18 protein-coding genes and 1 pseudogene are annotated in these 13,191 nt (G+C 63.9%); 7 read left to right on the forward strand and 12 right to left on the reverse strand.

The annotated features are described in order from the left end of the window. Nucleotides 1–10: 10 nt before the first annotated feature. Both RFA01S_RS07815 and praA read right to left on the reverse strand, forming a co-directional pair. The gene (locus RFA01S_RS07815; RefSeq protein WP_032406158.1) at nucleotides 11–733 is read right to left on the reverse strand and encodes a hypothetical protein; all 723 of its coding nucleotides are present in this window, start codon (nucleotides 731–733) and stop codon (nucleotides 11–13) included. A gap of 44 nt (nucleotides 734–777) precedes the next feature. Continuing rightward, entirely contained in the window at nucleotides 778–1,287 is a 510-nt protein-coding gene (gene praA, locus RFA01S_RS07820; RefSeq protein ID WP_032366927.1) for an alkane oxidation protein activator PraA, read from the reverse strand. A gap of 423 nt (nucleotides 1,288–1,710) precedes the next feature. On the opposite strand from praA, the gene RFA01S_RS07825 reads away from it, so the two are divergent. After that, nucleotides 1,711–2,940 carry an EAL domain-containing protein gene (locus RFA01S_RS07825; protein ID WP_081371299.1) on the forward strand — a complete coding sequence of 410 codons (1,230 nt, stop codon included), beginning with the start codon at nucleotides 1,711–1,713 and terminating at the stop codon, nucleotides 2,938–2,940. 144 nt (nucleotides 2,941–3,084) lie between these two features. On the opposite strand, the gene RFA01S_RS28115 is transcribed toward RFA01S_RS07825, so the two are convergent. From RFA01S_RS28115 to RFA01S_RS07850, 5 genes and pseudogenes are all read right to left on the reverse strand, one after another. Then, a complete protein-coding gene (locus RFA01S_RS28115; RefSeq protein ID WP_032406160.1) occupies nucleotides 3,085–3,306 on the reverse strand; it encodes an ANTAR domain-containing protein in 222 nt (73 codons plus the stop codon). A 119-nt stretch (nucleotides 3,307–3,425) separates the two neighbouring features. After that, the gene (locus tag RFA01S_RS28120; protein WP_135043299.1) at nucleotides 3,426–3,734 is read right to left on the reverse strand and encodes a WhiB family transcriptional regulator; all 309 of its coding nucleotides are present in this window, start codon (nucleotides 3,732–3,734) and stop codon (nucleotides 3,426–3,428) included. 130 nt (nucleotides 3,735–3,864) lie between these two features. After that, nucleotides 3,865–4,844: pseudogene (locus tag RFA01S_RS28625) on the reverse strand (cation:proton antiporter). A 15-nt stretch (nucleotides 4,845–4,859) separates the two neighbouring features. Further along, on the reverse strand, nucleotides 4,860–5,060 hold the full coding sequence (locus tag RFA01S_RS07845) for a hypothetical protein (RefSeq protein WP_032371840.1): 201 nt from the start codon (nucleotides 5,058–5,060) through the stop codon (nucleotides 4,860–4,862). A 36-nt stretch (nucleotides 5,061–5,096) separates the two neighbouring features. After that, a complete protein-coding gene (locus RFA01S_RS07850; protein WP_032371841.1) occupies nucleotides 5,097–5,693 on the reverse strand; it encodes an Rv1733c family protein in 597 nt (198 codons plus the stop codon). 194 nt (nucleotides 5,694–5,887) lie between these two features. On the opposite strand from RFA01S_RS07850, the gene RFA01S_RS27685 reads away from it, so the two are divergent. Both RFA01S_RS27685 and RFA01S_RS27690 read left to right on the forward strand, forming a co-directional pair. Beyond that, nucleotides 5,888–6,319 carry a hypothetical protein gene (locus tag RFA01S_RS27685; protein ID WP_032371842.1) on the forward strand — a complete coding sequence of 144 codons (432 nt, stop codon included), beginning with the start codon at nucleotides 5,888–5,890 and terminating at the stop codon, nucleotides 6,317–6,319. After that, nucleotides 6,316–6,816: a flavodoxin domain-containing protein gene (locus tag RFA01S_RS27690; RefSeq protein WP_032406161.1), complete on the forward strand. Its 501-nt coding sequence runs from the start codon at nucleotides 6,316–6,318 to the stop codon at nucleotides 6,814–6,816. The genes RFA01S_RS27685 and RFA01S_RS27690 overlap by 4 nt, the downstream gene beginning before the upstream one ends. Here the strand turns inward: RFA01S_RS27690 and RFA01S_RS07865 are convergent. Further along, a complete protein-coding gene (locus tag RFA01S_RS07865) occupies nucleotides 6,791–7,243 on the reverse strand; it encodes a DUF1003 domain-containing protein (RefSeq protein WP_027495572.1) in 453 nt (150 codons plus the stop codon). The two genes, RFA01S_RS27690 and RFA01S_RS07865, sit on opposite strands and share 26 nt — an antisense overlap. 90 nt (nucleotides 7,244–7,333) lie before the next feature. Between RFA01S_RS07865 and RFA01S_RS27695 the strand changes: the two genes are divergently transcribed. The 4 genes from RFA01S_RS27695 (at nucleotide 7,334) to RFA01S_RS07880 (ending at nucleotide 9,640) form a co-directional block, all read left to right on the forward strand. Then, on the forward strand, nucleotides 7,334–7,480 hold the full coding sequence (locus tag RFA01S_RS27695) for a hypothetical protein (protein ID WP_155290474.1): 147 nt from the start codon (nucleotides 7,334–7,336) through the stop codon (nucleotides 7,478–7,480). A gap of 18 nt (nucleotides 7,481–7,498) precedes the next feature. Then, entirely contained in the window at nucleotides 7,499–8,509 is a 1,011-nt protein-coding gene (adhP, locus tag RFA01S_RS07870; protein WP_032406162.1) for an alcohol dehydrogenase AdhP, read from the forward strand. Nucleotides 8,510–8,620: 111 nt separating this feature from the next. Next, the gene (locus tag RFA01S_RS07875) at nucleotides 8,621–8,896 is read left to right on the forward strand and encodes an ANTAR domain-containing protein (RefSeq protein ID WP_027495574.1); all 276 of its coding nucleotides are present in this window, start codon (nucleotides 8,621–8,623) and stop codon (nucleotides 8,894–8,896) included. A 144-nt stretch (nucleotides 8,897–9,040) separates the two neighbouring features. Continuing rightward, nucleotides 9,041–9,640 carry a hypothetical protein gene (locus RFA01S_RS07880; protein WP_032366919.1) on the forward strand — a complete coding sequence of 200 codons (600 nt, stop codon included), beginning with the start codon at nucleotides 9,041–9,043 and terminating at the stop codon, nucleotides 9,638–9,640. A 15-nt stretch (nucleotides 9,641–9,655) separates the two neighbouring features. Here RFA01S_RS07880 and RFA01S_RS07885 read toward each other — a convergent pair whose 3' ends face one another. From RFA01S_RS07885 to RFA01S_RS07900, 4 genes are all read right to left on the reverse strand, one after another. Further along, nucleotides 9,656–10,168: a flavodoxin domain-containing protein gene (locus tag RFA01S_RS07885; protein ID WP_032366918.1), complete on the reverse strand. Its 513-nt coding sequence runs from the start codon at nucleotides 10,166–10,168 to the stop codon at nucleotides 9,656–9,658. Next, nucleotides 10,156–10,422: an SHOCT domain-containing protein gene (locus RFA01S_RS07890; RefSeq protein WP_139278415.1), complete on the reverse strand. Its 267-nt coding sequence runs from the start codon at nucleotides 10,420–10,422 to the stop codon at nucleotides 10,156–10,158. Before RFA01S_RS07890 ends, RFA01S_RS07885 begins: the two co-directional genes overlap by 13 nt. 271 nt (nucleotides 10,423–10,693) lie before the next feature. Then, nucleotides 10,694–11,344: a hypothetical protein gene (locus tag RFA01S_RS07895; RefSeq protein ID WP_052060423.1), complete on the reverse strand. Its 651-nt coding sequence runs from the start codon at nucleotides 11,342–11,344 to the stop codon at nucleotides 10,694–10,696. Then, nucleotides 11,337–13,130 (reverse strand): ATP-binding cassette domain-containing protein, encoded by a 1,794-nt coding sequence (locus RFA01S_RS07900; protein ID WP_072692049.1) that lies wholly within the window; start codon nucleotides 13,128–13,130, stop codon nucleotides 11,337–11,339. Before RFA01S_RS07900 ends, RFA01S_RS07895 begins: the two co-directional genes overlap by 8 nt. Nucleotides 13,131–13,191: the final 61 nt, after the last annotated feature.

Raw genomic sequence — 13,191 nt, forward strand, 5'->3', positions numbered from 1 at the left:
AAAGATGTTGCTACAGAGCAACCTTGGACGCGATGGCCTGCTGCGTTCCGACGTCGAAGACCGGGTTGGTCAGGTGCACGTCGAGGGTGTTGTTGGGGCCGGCGATGAGACCGTTGAGCAACGAGGTGTACGTGCCGCAGTTCTGGAACTGCGGAATCGTGTACGTGCCCTTCACATGGGTGTCGGCCTCGTTGTTCTGAATCAGATCGATCGCGTCGAGGGCACCGGTCAGATTGGCGGTGGTCTCGCTGGTGACACAGTTGCTGCCCGGGGGAATCAGGTCGAGTGCCGCCGACCCGGACGATCCGGTGCCGCCGATGCCGAGGGGCTTGACGGAGTCGATGCGAATCTTGAAACTCTGCGCGACATTCAGCTCCAGTTGCGGTGCCTCGGCGGGACCGCCGGCTGCAATGGTGCCGGAGACCGGAGTGGCGTCGACGATCGAGATGGTGAAGTTGGCGAGCGTCGCCGGGCCGAGCTTGAGATCGGCCGACGCCTGCGGCAAGGCAAGAGTGCCGGTCACCGTTCCGCCGACGAGGTCGACGTCGGTGGACAGAGCGGTGGTCGGGAAGACCACCGGCTGGCCGGTCTTGGCGATCAAGGTCGTGGTGTCGGCCTGGAACGTGATGGGAAGGGTGTCGGCAGCGTTGGCCGGGCCGGCGACCAAGGTCGCCAGAGCGACACTCGACGCCAAGGCCGTCGCGGTGACGACGGCTTTGTTACGGATCTTCACGTGCTCTCCTGAATATTGTTGTTGTGCTGGAAAGGGATTGGCGATCAGGACAAGGTGAATGCCGGGTTCGGCTGCACCGACAGGCTGTTCACCGTGCAGTTGCCCGACATCGGTTGGTTGCTCGACGTCAGAGTGTTGGTCATGTTGTCGAACGAACCTGCGAGCGTTGCGGGCCCGCAGTTGTAGCCCAGAAGCGAGAAGCCGACGTTCGAGACCTCACCGGTGGTGGAGCTGGTGGGAGTGAGGGTCCACGGCAGGTTCTTCAGCTGCGGCAGGCCGCAGAGGCGGTTCGATCCGCTGATCTTCGCGTCGGTGATCGACGCCGACGAGCCGTCCGCGCTGGTGGATCCGGACAGGGTGATCGAGCAGCTGACGGGTACCCCGAACGAGGCCGGTGTGGTGACGACGATCGTGCCGGGTGCGGTGAAGGCGGTATTCGCCGGTGAGATGGTGGCGGCAGCGGCACTTCCGGCACCGAGGGTGGCCCCGGCAATCGCGACTGCAGCAGCGACAGTGGTGAACGTTCGGGTACGGGACGGCAGGTTGAGCGTCATCGATCCTCCAAGTCCGAGCAGCTTCCGGCTCCCAGACGGGCATCCGGTGGCACCGGTGCTCCGGCAGCCGAAACGAACATTAGGACGACGAAATGGATGTCGGATATGTTCTTTTGCAAGACAGTGACAAGTCACAATCCGGTCGGTATGTTTGTTGTAAGTCTTGGTATTGATTTCGGTCGGCACCTCGGAAGGTATGCGCTTCATGGGTTTTCGGCCCGTTTTTCCTGGGGGAGTCGGCATGGTGGGCGCGTCGAACACCCATCTGCGGCGTTATCGAACCGTTATGGTTCGTTACCGAAACGAGACGCGCCGTATTGCTTCGGCGACACCTGAGTCGTTCAAGCTGGCGTCAGCGAGAAAAGACGACCCGAAGAGGTTTGAAACAGATAGCAACCCCTGGGTGACGGGGGTGGTTTTTCCATGTCAAACTGTGGTGTGACGTTCGCGCTGGCCGAAGTAGGTTCAACAGTCGACACGGACACGGGAGAGTTGACGGTGCAGCCGTATTTCGCCCCGGTCTGTCGACTGGACAACGGTGCGCTGGCGGCAATCGAAGTACAACTGCGCGGCCCGAAGGATGGGCCACTCGCCTCCGCCGATGCACTGAAGCGCGCTGCTCGCGCCATGGACGCCAAGCGTGAACTCGATGTTCTCGCGTGGGGAGTGGCCCGGCTGGAAAGCGCCGTTCGGCTGCCGATGCTGGTCTCGATGGATGTCGACTCGCTTGCAGCACTCGACGAAGCCACCGAAGAACAGTTGCGTCGCGACATCGTCGTCGTCACCGAGGCGGCACTCGTGGACAGCCCGGCGCGCACACTGGCCGCGATCGACAAGGCACGTCGCGACGGAAAAGTGGTTGCCGTCGACGACGTCGGTCGCCGACCGCAGTCCCTGACGCTGCTGCCGCTCATCGAACCCGATGTCATCATTCTGTCTTCCTCCATGGTCTCCACCCGGCCCGATCTGGCCACCGCCCGTACGGCGCACGCGGTGTCGGCTCAGGTGGAGCGAACCGGTGCCGTGGTCGTGGCCAGCGGAGTCGACACCGCTGTGCACCGCAGCCGGGCACTCGGTCTCGGTGCCACCTACGGAGTGGGCGAGCTGTACCCGGCTGCTCAGACGACCGAAGAGTTGCCGGCCGACGCCGCGGAGATCATGCCGCCGTTCCCCACCTGGAGCACCCCCGCCACCGCGCTGGAGTCGCCGTACGCAATTGCCGCCGCAGGCAAGGTCGCGACGCGGAGCACCAAGCGTCTGTTGGTGGCCATGAGCACGTCCCTGGAGATGCAGGCATCGGCGTCGGGCCCGGAAACATTGGTACTCGGCACCTTTCAGCGGGCCGAGCATTTCACACCGACCAGCCGTGCGCGGTGGGTGTCGATGGCGGAGCAGATCTCGTATGCCGGCGTCTACGGCGTGGGGATGGGCTACGTGCAAGAGGGCGGCATCGTGCACGCCCCGCTCGACCCGACGGACTCACTCGTCGAGGAATGGAACGTTGTAGTTCTCGGCCCGCATTTCTGCGGAGTGCTCGCTGCCATCGACCTACACCGGGGCGAAGCCGATGCGGATCGTGAATTCGACTATGTGATGTCGTACGACCGCGCCACCGTAGTCCGTTGCGCCCGTGCAATTCTCGCGCGCTTCTGAACCATCGAGTCGGCGGTGTGCGTACTGGATGTTTCGGGCAGCCACGGCAGGGCATACGGCACAACAGGTGATGAAGTAGTCCGGACTGCCACATTGCTCAGACCCCGTACGTTGAAAACACAGCGTGCGGGGTCGACTTGTCGGTCAGGGCAACTCGGACATCTCGTGCACGAAATCCAGAGCGATGTCGTGCACTTTGCGATTGGCACGTTGCGACCTTTCGACCAACAAAGCGAACGCCTCGTCGGCAGTGATGCGGTGCACCGCCATCAGGATTCCCTTTGCCTGTTCGATAGGCGCGCGACGCGCCAACGCGTCCTGGAGATCGAGCGGGCCCTCGATCCTCGTCACGTGCGCTGTGCTCATGCAGTCATTGTTGCGCACCTGACGTCCATGCAGGTCAGAGACAGAAAGACACGCGGTGAAAGCGACAGACCGTGCCGTAGCCGTTACCGGTGGCGTAGCGTTCCGTAACCGCCTCGTTATCAGGCAGCCGGGTTGGCCAGAGGTCTCCCGATCAGAAGTTCGAGGGTGCGGTAGGCATCCGTTCGCCGACCGTTGCTGGCATTGTCGTGATACGCCGCGCCGGCGACGACCACGCCGACCGGAATTCGACCCGACTCGATATCGCGAGCCGTCTGCTCGGCGCAGTTCCGCAACACCGGGCAGTCGGCGCACAGCCGCCATGCCTTCTCTGCGCGTTTGCGTCCGTGCCGAGGAAGTTGTTGCGAGTCGTATGCATCCATGTCTTCGATGCACGCACCCTTGAGGCGCCAGACCTGGTCATCCGTCATCGTCGTGATCCGTTTCGCGTCGTGCCGATCGTTCCACAACGCTTATTCCCCATCCCTGGAGACTCGAAACAACCAAATGCCTTGCGGCGCCGAAGACCCGCCGTTGAGCCGCGCAGTTCTGGCCCACCGCTCAGGCAGGACGACGAGCAGCAGACCGAGATATGACGGCCGCCGCCGCGATGGTCACCAGTGCGCCGAGCACGATGGCGGGGCCTTCACCGGGTGCCAGCACGCTGCTCTGCTCCCCGAGAGTCACGGCCGAAACCGGAACGCCCAGTTGGGCGGCCGCGAGTATCCCAAGCCCGACGGGCTGGCCTGTCGCGCGCATCGCACCGTGCACCGCGATTGCACCCAGACCCAACACGAGCCCCAGCACGATCATGCTCGGGTGGCCACCCAGTGCACGCAGGTCGAGTGACGCGCCGAGCCAGACGAAGTACGGCGGACCCAGGAAACCTTCGGTGATGGCGAACAGCTGTTTCGCCAGACGTCGCGGTTCTCCGATCGCAGCGATGGCCAGTCCGAAGCCGAAGCCGGCCAGCATCACCGACGCATGAGTGTGGACCGCGAGGGCCGCGAGGCCGAACAGCAGAACCAGGTTGAGTCGCAATTCGAGAGCGAACTTACGCTGGGCAGATACATGGTGGATTCGGCGACGCAGTCCGGTGAGGTCGAAGTGTCGCCGGATGTGGCCGTCTTGCTGGATTCGACTATGGGCATGATGACCGCGGCCGAGGACGATGCCATCAACGCCGCGTAGAGACCGGGGTGCGGTGGATCGAACGCAGTGGAGACGGCCCAGCCGAGTGCGGTAGCCAGCAGCCCGACGGCCACAGCCCGCGCAGCGCCCACCCGGAGGCCGACCCGCAGTCGAGGATCGCGAATCGGTACCTGATTGCCCGCCACGAACATCACGAGCGCAAACCCGACCTGCGCCAGAAAACTCAGTGTCTGCTCACTCGGATCGATGACGCCGAAGCCTGTGTGACCGATGACAATTCCAGCGACGAGTTCTCCGATGACGACCGGTATCCGAAGCCCACGCGGAAGCGCCAGAAGTGGGCCGAACAAACCCACCGCGGCACACAGGGCGAGCGTCTCGAAGGTCATACGACGCCGCCGACGTCAGGCAGAGTTCAGCGTCGGGTGCATGTTCGGCGGCAGCGCCGACGCAACGAGATCACGAGGGTGCAGCACGCCTTGCTCGGCCATCATCAGTCTCATCAGCTGCTCGACAACACGCAGCTGCGCCGTCAGAGGGCTGCGCATGAGTTTGCGCTCGTAGTCGATGCGGGCGGACCGATATTCGGTGTCGAGATCGCTCATGTCATTGTCTCCTCGAACGGTGGATGCTCGACGGCTCTACCGCGAGGGGTGGTTTCGCGCCTGCAGGAAGTCTTTCCAGTCGCTGTCCCAACGCCGCATGCGAACTCGATCACCGGCCACGGTGGTGAGATAGACCAGGAATCCGACCAAGACCGCGCCGAGAACCCACACGAACACGGCTGTGGAGGCCCCGTTGATGACGGCACCGACTTCGCTGACGGGCGCACGCGCGAGGGTTCCGTTCGCGTCGCACCAAATCGGAGTGGTCTCACCGATGTGGACGTCCGAGGGAACCTCGGTCGATTCCGAGCGAATCGACCCGTCCGGTGCACTCCATTGCACCGTTGCGACACCGGTGGCGAGCGTGGTGCTGTCGCTGCCGGTACTCGTGGACTGCGCGGTGTCGATCACTCGGGCGTCGACCTGAACGTAGTGTGCCCGTTGCTGACGTGACCGCGTCGACAGGTCGCTGTAGGTCACCGAACCGATCGTCGCGGCGACGGGTATCAGCAACAGAAGGACCGCGACACCGACGACGTAGGCCGTTCGTTCGATCCTGTCGGGCAGTCGCATCAGCGGATTGGAACACCAAGGAGTTCGACGCCACCACCGGTGCGCGAGTTCTGCGAGCATGCGGTCACCTACCCCTCACCGCCGTGTGTTCGGCGTCGATTACGAGTCTCCGACGCCGTGCACTCGTAAGTAAGGGCACAAGGTCCCGATACGGCGGGGGCGGTGGACGGTTCAGTCACGAAGTGGAGAGAAGTCCTCGTGGCGGCGGACCTTGTGCCCTAGCTCCCGGATTGTTCGGCAGCCACGCTGAGCTCATGATGTCGACTACGCGAGCGCTCACCACGAAAGACCGACGATGGCCGTGGCTGGGCGCAGTGTGCGCCGGAATTTCCATCAACGCTTTCGGTGGCGCGATCGGTTTGGCCTCGGGCGCCATCGATCTGAGCACCGAGGCGCACGCACGCCTACCGCTGTCGAATACGGCGCTCGCCGGCCTCGCGTTGGTTCTGGTCGTCGGAGTGCCGATGGGACTGGCGGCGGCGTCGGCTCTGGCGGGTGGCGGCAAGACCGGCCCCATCGCCCACACGGCGGGCGTACTGCTCGCTGCCTGGATAGTGGTCCAACCGCTTGTGATCGGCGAAACGAGTTGGCTGCAGGGCATGTTCGGCGTACTGGGAGTTCTCGTCGCCCTCCGAGGGTGGCGGATCACGGCGTACACGAACCGCCTCGCACGTCGCATCGCATGAGAATCCTGGTCTCGACCGCCGGACGGCACGGAGCGACGAACTCGCTCGGGCAGGAGATGGCCCGTGTGTTCCGGCACGGGGGAGCCGAGGTCGACGTCTGCGCTCCGGATTCCGTCGTCGATATCAGTGGCTACGACGCCCTGGTCATCGGAAGTGCCGTCTATTCCGATCGGTGGGTCCCCACCGCCAAGCGGCTCGTCGAGCGGGTCTCCGGGTCTGCGCACCCACCCGTGTGGCTGTTCTCCTGCGGGCCATTGCATTCGAGCGACCGACCGGTCAACGACACCGCCGACGCCGCACGCGCGGTATCGATGTTGGATGCATCCTCGCATCGAACATTTCCCTGTCGGCTCGACGCGGAACGGCTCTCGGTGGGCGAACGTCAGATCTTCGACAACTCCGGCGCGGTTGCCGGAGACTTCCGGGACTGGGTTCATGTGTGCAATTGGGCCCGAGAGATCCTTGCCTGTCTCACGGCTGGGACACCGGGCTCGTGACCTTCGTGAACGTGCCTGCACCGACACGCCGAGCGGACGGGCAGACGTGCTCGTGAATCTCTGCCGCCAATTGTGCCACCGATTCGGTCAAGACGGTATTCGCTTCGATCATGTCCTGCAGCAGTGCGGTATTCGAAAGTGTATGTACGGCAACCTCACTGCTCACCGAGTCCGCGCGCTTGGCCGAGATCAGCAGAATGGCGCCCTGCAGTCCTGCGATCATCGACAGGAACAGGTTGAGCAGGATGAAAGGGTACGGATCGAACCCGTCGTTCTGGTTGTACGCGGCCCACAGCGCCATCACGCCCAGGAACAGGAATACGAACGGCCAGGAGCCCATTCCGTTTCGGACGTAATCCGCCGCACGCTCACCCGTGGTCAGTGCATCACCGGTTCGAACGCCCGGATGTCTTCTCCACAGGTTCATCGTTCGCAAGTCTTCGAATCGGAGGGTGCAGAAGTGTCCATGGTGCCTAGTGTGGCCCCTGATCGCCAGAGTCACCAGGGACGAAAGTCCATGACTGCTGTGCCTTTTGCCTCCCCACGCGCACCTCGGGAGACGTCCCGACCGGTCGATGACTTCCGGCCCTACGTGCCCGCCGCCGCAGCGCCGATCATCGACGGTGTGCATTGCTCGACGGTCGAGAACGGCACCGGTTTCTGATGTTGGAGGAAGTTCACGATGAAAGCAGCTGTTGTCACCGAGTTCGGCGGGCCCCTAATAGTCAAGGACATCCCGATACCGCAGCCCGCGCCCGAACAGGTGCTGGTGAAGATGGAGACGTGCGGTGTGTGTCACACCGATATCCATGCTGCGCAGGGGGATTGGCCGGCCAAGCCGACCTTGCCCTTCGTCCCCGGGCACGAGGGCATCGGAGTGATCGAGGCGGTCGGGTCGCAGGTGTCGAAGGACAGAATCGGTGAGCGAGTCGCCATCGCGTGGCTCGGTTCGGCATGTGGCGAATGCGATCACTGTGTCTCGGGTTGGGAGACGCTGTGCGAGACGCAACAGAACAGCGGCTACTCGATCGACGGTGCGTACGCCGAATACGCTGTCGCCCATGCGAAGTATGTCGTCCATGTTCCCGACGGGATCTCCTCGTTCGACGCTGCCCCACTGACCTGTGCCGGCGTGACCACGTACAAGGCTGTCAAGGTCGGTGGCGTCACCCCGGCGCAGCGCGTGGCCATCTTCGGTGTCGGCGGGCTCGGTCATATGGCGGTGCAGTACGCCAAGATCGCCGGCGGCTTCGTCACCGCGGTCGATATCGAGGACGAAAAACTCGACCTCGCACGAGAACTCGGCGCAGACCACACCGTCAACTCGGTGACGACCGATCCGGTGGAGGCAATTCAGGCGCTCGGTGGAGCCGATGTCGCGATCGTCCTGGCCGTCATCCCGAGTGTGTTCGATCAGGCCTTCCGGTCGCTACGCCGCGGAGGACGTCTGGTGTGCGTGTCGATGCCGGCGCACGGCGTGTTCCCGATCCCGATCTTCGAGACGGTGGTCGGCGGAATCTCCGTACTCGGCTCGATCGTCGGCACCAGGACAGATCTGCGTGAAGTGTTCGCACTGCACGAGGCCGGACGAACGACGGTATCGGCGGTCTCGCGCAAACTCGACGAGGTCAACGACTGCTTCGACGACCTGATGGCCGGACGCGTCACCGCTCGTCAGGTCTTGGAGTTCTGAGGGGCTCTCCGATCTCGATGAGTGTTCCCCTTCGGCTCGATTCGCCGTAAGGTTCCTTGTGGGCAGACACGCGCTGGACCAGCGCGTGTGCTCACAAGGAATCGAGCAGTGATGAATGCAGCGATTCAGGTGCAGAATGCGCGCGCGCTGGACAATGCCGTACAGCTGACCGAGCAGCTCGAGAAGGCGTTGGGTAGTCGGGCTGCGATCGATCAGGCCATCGGCATACTGATCAGTAGAACCGGGTGCAGCGACGCGGAAGGGTACGACACACTGCGGTCCATCGGTCGGACCGAGCAAAAGAGGACCGCTGTGGTCGCACAAGCGATGGTGGCGGAGTCGAGGAATGCTGCACGGCCGCGTCACCGGCACACCTGGATCGGGTGAGCGCAAGCGCGTAGCGTCGAGGTTGCGGGTGAATCCGAGGCTGGGAGTCCGACTCGGGCCTCACACTCGAACCGGACGGTGGAGTACCACCGTGGCAGGACCTGAAAGAACCGAACAGGCGGTCGGGCCGCCCGGGGATCCTCTATGGAACTACACACTCGTCCGCTCGCCGATCTGGCGCGCTTGACCACGGCACTCGACTGCTCCACGGTCGACCTCGCACAGTCGGTCGACCGGCTGTTGTCGGACATCGATGCGGCCGTGCCGGCCGTCGTCTCGGTAACCCTCACCGTGATCGTCGACGGCGAATACTTCGAGGTGTCGGCGTCGACGGGAGGCAGCGCCGACCGCATGCCCGCGTCGTCGCTCAGAGTCACCCTCGCTGACCCGCACCGCACCGGTACACGGAAGTACCTGCTCATTCTGTCCGGCACCGCAGGCGCTCTCACGGACTTCGCCGCAGACGTGAGCCGGTCGATAGGGCTCGGCGTCGAGTCCGCAGTTCTGGACAGACACCTGCGCGGTGCCGACGGGTCGGGATCGACCGAGTCCGGTACCCATGCTCTCGCTTCGGTGAGCGAGGTGAATCAGGCGATCGGCGTGCTCATCGCGGGCGGGCGCAGCGCGGTGGAAGGCCGGGCCGAACTGCATCGGTTGGCCGCGCAATCAGGAACGCCGACAGCGGAAGTGGCGCGACGGACCCTGCGTGATGCCCGCGGATGGTTTCCTCCGCAGGCACCCTGATCGGCCTTGTAGCCGTCATCGGGGGCTCGAGGTCCGGGCGACCACGGCTGCGCAGATGGCACCGGCCCACTCGTCGACCTCCGCCCGTGATCTGTCGTCCCCGTTGTCGGCATTGATCATCTTCACCACTGCGCGCTCGAATCTCGACAACATCGATCGGTCCAGCTTGCCGCCGAACACCTTGTGCTCGATCGCCCAGGACGCCTCGTTCCATTTCGATCTTGTCGCTGCGGGTGTATCACTCCCGATCGGCCCGCTGGAGAACAACCACACCGGCCTGGTCTCGAGCTCGGATTGTTCACGGGCAACCAGTGATCGGGCATCGCGGAGCCAACGCCCCATGTAGACGCCGCTTCCGATGACGACGGCGTCGTACTCGGCGATGCTGTCCACATCGGCGGCATCACGGACATCGACCGTCGCCGGTACCGCGGAATTCGCCAGCCTCGCCGAAATCGACGAACCCAGCCACTGCCCGAGTTCACGGGTGGAACCATGACGGCTTGCCGTCGCGATCAGGATGCGCATGATGTCTTCTTCTTTCTCTTTCTGGGCTCGGCGTTTGGCCGGTAATGAAGTTGAGCTGCCAAGAGATTCACGGATGCGCGGTACTGAGCGAAGTCGATCTCGCCACGTGCGTACCGCGCGGCGAACAACTCCTCCAACGTGTCGGGCCCGGCCGCGGTGTGGGGCCTCGCCCACGCTGGAGTCCGAAAACCGGACCGCAGCAACCCGAAACACAATGCCGTGACCGCCAGAGCGAGGGTGAGGGAGAGTGTCATGCCGATCGATCCTGTCGGTTGCGCGTGAACATCACTGACGATGACTCTGCCGGGCCGGAGCATCGGACAACAGGGACTTATGACCCACACCGATCGCCGAAGGTGTTCGGCCGAGCGAGCATTTCTCGCCCGACGCACGGTCGGCTGCCCCGACGGTTCCCACCGAGAAGGGCCCGTCATGACACGTGCAACACCGCTCGGCACAGAGCAAGGGGATTGCGGGTCGTCTCCTACTCACGACAGGGAGCCTGGACACGATGTTGCCACGAGGCTAGATCTGTTGCGCCGCAGCCGCATTTGCCGCGATGGTCCGCAACATCTTTCTGCTCATGACGAACCCGATGGGTTCGATGAAGTAGCGACCGAAGATGACGCGGCTCTTCAGTGACGTCGAATGCGAGTATCTTCCGCGTTCGATCAGTCGCGCCCTTCCCCCTGGCAGGGCGCGCAGATGAAACGACCACAGTGCCCGGTCGGCCGAGTCGGGGTCTGCGCCCAACAACACGAACGCCCTCCCGTCGTCGACCATGGTCACCGTCAGCGGTGGTGACTGCGGATGCAGGAGCACGGAGTCGCCGACCGCGAGGGTCTGGAACCCAGGGTCGATTCCCGTCGCCGACGTGATGTTGCAGCCGACCATGTTCTCCAAGCCTCGATAGCTGTAGAAGCCCGCCCGCTGCTGACCGAGCTGAATCAGCCATGGCCACACATGATCCGGTGTCGTGTCGATCTCGATCGCATGGGTGTATCCCCAGGCCGGGTGCGGCACGCTCTCGTCACCGGGCAGTGTTTCGTCGACCTCGGCCGGCGTCGCGCCCCACGTCGTGCGCCACTTGCGCAGGGGCACCGAGGCCAGGACATGGAACGCGATCAGGATTGCGCCACCGGCAGACTCGGCGATCTCCGCCCCGGACTCACGCATCGCGTCGGCGCAGGAGATAGGCCGCGAGTGCGAGCAGCAGGACGGTCCACAGCGCGGCGACTCCGAATCCCTGCCAAGGAGTGAGCAAGTCGCTGGGGGCTTGCCGAGGTGAGGCGATCAGGCTGCCGGCCTGCGAGGGTAGGTACGCCTGAATGTGTCGGCCGACAGTGCCGGGGATCAGCTGTGTCAGCGGGGCCAGTACGAGGACGAATCCGATGACGCCGGTGATGGCACCCGCGGTGTGACGAACGATGGCACCGACGGCCACCGCCATGGCACCGAGCAACGCGAGGTACAAGCCGGCACCGATCACCGCTCGCAGCACACCCGGATCGGTCAGCGACACCGAGGCCCGCGAATCCATGATGGCCGAGCCGAGGAAGAATGTTGGAAAGGCCGTGATCTCACCGATCACGAGTACAACGGCCATGAACACGCCGGTCTTGGCTGCCAACACAGGGATTCGTGCGGGAACCGCCAGCAGGCTGGCTCTGATCGTGCCGCTCGCGTACTCACTGGTGACCACCAGAACGCCGAGAACGCACACCGCCAGCTGCCCGAGCTGAAACCCCGCGCCGAGAATCTGACGTGCAGGGTCGGCAACGATCTGCGACTGCGAGACGGGATCGACCCTGTCCCAGTACGCAACTGTGAACCAGGTGAACAGTCCGGTGAAGCCGAGGGTCACGACCACGAGCGCCACGAGAGACCAGACCGTCGATCTGAGTGATCTGAGCTTTGTCCACTCCGACGCCAGCAGTCCTGGAACATCCATGCGCAGACGCTCGCGCTCGAGGGGAGCCGGTGCGGTGATGCTCATGGTGTCGCCTGTCCGCGTGAGTGAGTGAGTGACGAGATGTCGGTCGTGCTCGATGTCGTCGAGGTGGGTGAGGGTCATGAACGCTTCCTCCAGCGATGCCTGTTGCGGGGTCAGCTGATAGATCGCGATGTTCTGCTGCTGGGCGAGTTCCCCCACTCGATGCGCCGAGAGATCACTGACGGTGAGTCGATCGTCGTCGAGGGCAACGGCGGTACCCCCGGTTGCCTCGATGGCTGTTGCCAGCCGCGCAGAATCGGACGACGACACCAGCACCGAGGCCCGACTGCTGCGGGCAATCAGCTCGGCGGGAGTGCATTCGGCAATGAGCTTGCCGTGATCGATGACGACGAGATGGTCTGCGGTCTGGGCCATCTCACCCATCAGATGGCTGGAGACGAAGACCGTTCGCCCTTCTCCCGCCAGGTTCTTCATGAGGTTGCGCATCCAGTAGATGCCGTCCGGATCCAACCCGTTGATCGGCTCGTCCAAGATCAGCACAGCGGGGTCGCCGAGCAGGGCCGCGGCGATTCCGAGTCGTTTTCTCATGCCGAGCGAGAACGACCCGGCACGTTCGCCACTGACGTCGCATAGACCGACCAGCTCCAGTACGTCGATGATGCGTGTGACCGGGATACGTTGAGTCTGAGCCAGATACAACAAGTGGTCGTATGCGGTCCGGCCCGGGTGGACGGCCTCGGAATCCAGCAAGGTGCCGACCGTGAGTAGTGGGCGGTGCAGCTGCGCGTACTCGACGCCCCCGATCAGTGCGGTGCCCGCGCTGGGGCGATCCAATCCGACGATCAATCGCATCGTGGTGGACTTACCCGATCCGTTGGGGCCGAGAAAGCCTGTGACGGTGCCGGGTTCGACGACGAACGACAGGTCTTCGATGACGAGCTTCCCGCCGTAGCTCTTGCTCAGTGCGCGTACTTCGATGGCGTAGGCGGCGGTGTCCGGTCGGCTCATGGACACAGCGTGCTCGGCTCGGCTCGGCCGTCGTAGGGCATTAGGACCCTCGTAGGTCGAC

This window comes from Rhodococcoides fascians NBRC 12155 = LMG 3623, assembly GCF_001894785.1.
Lineage (GTDB): Bacteria > Actinomycetota > Actinomycetes > Mycobacteriales > Mycobacteriaceae > Rhodococcoides > Rhodococcoides fascians.

What these genes read in the sequence shown, in the direction of transcription:
- praA (WP_032366927.1), bottom strand. Translation starts at nt 1,287, where the DNA reads ATGACGCTCAACCTGCCGTCCCGTACCCGAACGTTCACCACTGTCGCT.
- RFA01S_RS07825 (WP_081371299.1), top strand. Translation starts at nt 1,711, where the DNA reads ATGTCAAACTGTGGTGTGACGTTCGCGCTGGCCGAAGTAGGTTCAACA.
- RFA01S_RS28115 (WP_032406160.1), bottom strand. Translation starts at nt 3,306, where the DNA reads ATGAGCACAGCGCACGTGACGAGGATCGAGGGCCCGCTCGATCTCCAG.
- RFA01S_RS28120 (WP_135043299.1), bottom strand. Translation starts at nt 3,734, where the DNA reads ATGACGGATGACCAGGTCTGGCGCCTCAAGGGTGCGTGCATCGAAGAC.
- RFA01S_RS07845 (WP_032371840.1), bottom strand. Translation starts at nt 5,060, where the DNA reads ATGAGCGATCTCGACACCGAATATCGGTCCGCCCGCATCGACTACGAG.
- RFA01S_RS07850 (WP_032371841.1), bottom strand. Translation starts at nt 5,693, where the DNA reads ATGCTCGCAGAACTCGCGCACCGGTGGTGGCGTCGAACTCCTTGGTGT.
- RFA01S_RS27685 (WP_032371842.1), top strand. Translation starts at nt 5,888, where the DNA reads ATGATGTCGACTACGCGAGCGCTCACCACGAAAGACCGACGATGGCCG.
- RFA01S_RS27690 (WP_032406161.1), top strand. Translation starts at nt 6,316, where the DNA reads ATGAGAATCCTGGTCTCGACCGCCGGACGGCACGGAGCGACGAACTCG.
- RFA01S_RS07865 (WP_027495572.1), bottom strand. Translation starts at nt 7,243, where the DNA reads ATGAACCTGTGGAGAAGACATCCGGGCGTTCGAACCGGTGATGCACTG.
- RFA01S_RS27695 (WP_155290474.1), top strand. Translation starts at nt 7,334, where the DNA reads ATGACTGCTGTGCCTTTTGCCTCCCCACGCGCACCTCGGGAGACGTCC.
- adhP (WP_032406162.1), top strand. Translation starts at nt 7,499, where the DNA reads ATGAAAGCAGCTGTTGTCACCGAGTTCGGCGGGCCCCTAATAGTCAAG.
- RFA01S_RS07875 (WP_027495574.1), top strand. Translation starts at nt 8,621, where the DNA reads ATGAATGCAGCGATTCAGGTGCAGAATGCGCGCGCGCTGGACAATGCC.
- RFA01S_RS07880 (WP_032366919.1), top strand. Translation starts at nt 9,041, where the DNA reads ATGGAACTACACACTCGTCCGCTCGCCGATCTGGCGCGCTTGACCACG.
- RFA01S_RS07885 (WP_032366918.1), bottom strand. Translation starts at nt 10,168, where the DNA reads ATGCGCATCCTGATCGCGACGGCAAGCCGTCATGGTTCCACCCGTGAA.
- RFA01S_RS07890 (WP_139278415.1), bottom strand. Translation starts at nt 10,422, where the DNA reads ATGACACTCTCCCTCACCCTCGCTCTGGCGGTCACGGCATTGTGTTTC.
- RFA01S_RS07895 (WP_052060423.1), bottom strand. Translation starts at nt 11,344, where the DNA reads ATGCGTGAGTCCGGGGCGGAGATCGCCGAGTCTGCCGGTGGCGCAATC.
- RFA01S_RS07900 (WP_072692049.1), bottom strand. Translation starts at nt 13,130, where the DNA reads ATGAGCCGACCGGACACCGCCGCCTACGCCATCGAAGTACGCGCACTG.